This window comes from Streptomyces sp. SID3343 (assembly GCF_009865215.1).
GTDB lineage: Bacteria > Actinomycetota > Actinomycetes > Streptomycetales > Streptomycetaceae > Embleya.
Window position 1 is genome coordinate 1 of record NZ_WWJX01000519.1, and the last position, 3,332, is coordinate 3,332.

At 72.5% G+C, this 3,332-nt stretch carries 3 protein-coding genes and 1 pseudogene; all 4 read right to left on the bottom strand.

Features of this window, described 5'->3' with window-relative positions:
* Positions 1-33: 33 nt before the first annotated feature.
* On the bottom strand, positions 34-285 hold the full coding sequence (locus GT354_RS52610) for a hypothetical protein (RefSeq protein ID WP_202511965.1): 252 nt from the start codon (positions 283-285) through the stop codon (positions 34-36).
* Positions 286-564: 279 nt separating this feature from the next.
* Positions 565-1,671 (bottom strand): ring-opening amidohydrolase, encoded by a 1,107-nt coding sequence (locus tag GT354_RS16355; RefSeq protein WP_161357045.1) that lies wholly within the window; start codon positions 1,669-1,671, stop codon positions 565-567.
* A gap of 198 nt (positions 1,672-1,869) precedes the next feature.
* The gene (gene arcC / locus GT354_RS16360; protein ID WP_161357046.1) at positions 1,870-2,820 is read right to left on the bottom strand and encodes a carbamate kinase; all 951 of its coding nucleotides are present in this window, start codon (positions 2,818-2,820) and stop codon (positions 1,870-1,872) included.
* Between the two features lie 210 nt (positions 2,821-3,030).
* A pseudogene (locus GT354_RS16365) lies at positions 3,031-3,332 on the bottom strand (acetyl-CoA carboxyl transferase); the annotation flags it as partial.

Here is a 3,332-nt window from a genome sequence, read left to right on the forward strand (position 1 = left end):
GACGTCGTGGCGAGCCGGTCGCGCGGGCGACGACTACGGGAAGAGGAGGCCGCCGCCACCGCCGCCGCCGTGCGGACCACCGTGACCGCCGCCGCCGAACCCGGCGAAACCGCCACCGCCACCGCCGCCGTCGGGGCCGCCGTAGCCGCCGCCGAACGGACCGACCCAGCCGTAGGTCCGGCCGTCGTGGTCGTGGCCTTCGGCGAACACCGGGGCGGCGGACGCGGCGCCGGCCAGGAGCAGGGCCGCGACCGCGGTGACGGAGACGCGCGTGATCTTGCGCATGAACACCTCTCGGGTGGAAGCCGACCACCCCGGACGGAGCGGTCGGTTCAATCCTGGACGTCGAATTCGCCACCCTGTGCGCCGCGTCTGCGCCAACTGCCGGTGTTTCCGGCATCGTTACTGCTCACGCCAGGGTCGCCGTTTTCGGAAACCACCCGTACGGGCGCACGCCACGTTGCTGCGTTCGGGGTGTGCGCCGGCGTCGGCGTCCGGATACGGCTTCGGCCACCACCCCGGGACGAAGGGTGGTGGCCGAAGGCTTGCCCGGCGGGGCGGGTGTCAGTCGACGCTGATGATGGCCGCGACCGGGCCGCCGCCCGACGGGCCCTGGTGGACGGCCGCGACCGAGACGAAGACCGCCGGGTCGCCGGTCACCGCGGCGGTGACGCCGCCGACGGTGGCCTTGATCTGGCGGTGCCAGTGCACGTCGGAGTCGTCGAGCATGATGTTGCGCCGACCGCGCACGCTGCCGCTGGGGTCGGCTTCGCACTTGAGGAAGACGTTGACCAGGCGACCGTCGAGGTCGGAGGTGTGCGGGCGCTCGGGAAGGTCCAGGCCGGCCGAGCGGATCGCCGACCAGATGCCGTCCGCGTCGAGCGCGTCCTTCATCACGCCGTGGCCGACCCGGAACCGGCCGCCGACGCCGCGGACGTTGCCGACCACGACGATCTGGGCGCAGTCGAGTTCGACGCCGGACGAACACGACGCCACCGACGAGTACAGCGACAGGTCGCGGTGGATCTGCTCGGCGGTCGGCAGGTCGATCTCGCCGAGCGCCACCGCGATGCCCAGCGCGGTGGTGGAGTTGGACACGTCCATGGACTTGAGGGTGTCCTCGGTCCACACGTCGAAGCCGCGGGACTTGGCGTCGTTGATCGTGTCCAGCACGAGCAGCGGGGTCTTGGTCTGTACGTAGTGCACGTCGGCCGGGTCGGTGATGCCGGCCACGGCCATCGCCTCGCGGACGCCGGCGGCGACCTTCTCGACCATCGGCGGGCGGCCGATGTCCTCGGGCAGGATCGGCTCGCTCATCGCGACGCCGACCGACACGCGCGGCTCGTCGCTGGGCGCGTAGCGGTTTTCGGGGGCGTAGGCGAAGACCGTGGCGTGGGGGGAGATCACGCCGTCGGTGCCGCCGGACCACACGAGCGGGACCTGCTGCGCCTCCTCGGCGGAGCGCTTGCCCTTCGCGACGAGTACCTCGCGGAAGGCGCGGTCGGCGAGGATGCGCGTGTAGTCGTTGACTCCGCCGTTGCCCTCGGTCTTGCCGATGACGGCGAGGACGTCGTCCGCCGCGAACACGCCGTCGTCGATGAGCTTGGCCAGTCCGGACGCGTCGGTGACGCTCTCGATGGCGACCTTGTGAACCTCAATCGGCCTGGGCACCGGTTCCACCTCGTTCGTTGAAAGCCTTGGATGTGCTTGGACTGTCGTGGACTGCTGGGTAGGGCGTCGGATCGGTAGAGCGTCGGATTGCTTGGGTTGCCGTGGACTGCTCGGTACGGCGTCGGGGCGCCCGGGCTGTCGTGGACTGCTCGGTACGCATCGGATCGGGTCGGCGCCGGCCGGTGGGCCGTCGCCGGGTCAGGACTCGACGACCGTGCCGGCCTCGCCCGCCACCGCGGCGGTGATCCGGTCGAGCGAGGTGATCACCGAGCGGGTCCCGCCGGCCTCGACGAACCGCACGGCCGCCTCGACCTTGGGGCCCATGCTGCCACCGGCGAACTGCCCCGCCGCGGCGTGCTCACGCAACTCGCCGGGCGTGACCCGACCGATGGAGCGTTCGTTCGCGGTGCCGTAGTCGAGCATCGCGTGGGCCACGTCGGTGGCGATCACCAGGACGTCGGCGCCGATCGAGGCCGCGAGCAGCGCCGCGGTGAGGTCCTTGTCCAAGACCGCCTCCACGCCGCGTTCGCCGCCGTCGCCGTCGCGGACCACCGGGATCCCGCCGCCGCCGGCCGCGACCGTGGTGAAGCCCGCCGCCACCAGGGCCCGGATCGCCGGGGCGTCCACGACCTCCAGCGGGTCGGGCGACGGGACGACCCGGCGCCAACCCTTCGCGCCGCGGTCCTCCCAGTGCTGGCCGAGCGCGACGAAGCGCTCCGCGTCGGCCCGTGGCAGGTGTCGGCCGACCGGCTTGCTCGGGTGCTCGAACGCCGGGTCGGCGGCGTCCACGAGGGTGCGGGTGACCAGGGCCGCGACGTGCGCGGGGTGTCCGCGACGGCGCAGCGCCGCCTCCAGGGCGGAGACGATCGTGAAGCCGAGGGTGCCCTGCGTCTGCGCGCCGCACCAGTCCAGGGTGACCGGTGGGACCACGTGTGCGGTCAACTCGTTCTTGACGAGCAGATTGCCCACCTGCGGGCCGTTGCCGTGGGTGAGCACGACGTCGACGCCGGAGGCGATCAGGTCGGCCACCGCTTCCATGGCCACCGCGACGGCCGCCCGCTGGGCGTCCGGAGTGGCACTGCCGTCCGGGCCCGTCATGGCGTTGCCGCCGAGGGCGATGAGCACTCTCCCGGTTCGCGGAGTCGGCATCGTCGGGCTCTCCTGTTCGTCTCGTGTCGGTGATGTCGGGTCGGGGCGTGTCGTTTCACATTCCGGCCCGGCCGGTCGTCCGCGAGCATCCCGTCCGTCCCGTCGATCCGAGACTTGGGACTCTAGGCGGCTGTCGAGCCGATGGCTTGGGATGTTGTTGACCACAAAAACCGGCTGTTCTGGCAGATCTTGCCGAGCACACCGGGGAGCTCAGCAGCCCAATCGCGCGTATCGGTCGAGTCGGGCCGCCCGCCGCTCGGCGGTCGGCCGGCGCAGCAGGCCGACGAGTTCGTACTCCAGCACCTGGGCGAGCCGGGCCAGGAACGCGGCCGGTTCGTCGGCCGCGTCGGGGCGCTCGGCCACGATCCGGTCGACCACGCCGTCGCGCAGCAGGTCGAGCGAGCGGATCCCCTGCGCGGCAGCGATCTCGGCGCCCCGCGCGGTGGTCCGGTAGCGCAGCGCCGAGGCGCCCTCGGGGGGCAGCGGCGACAGCCACGCGTGCTGCGCGCACA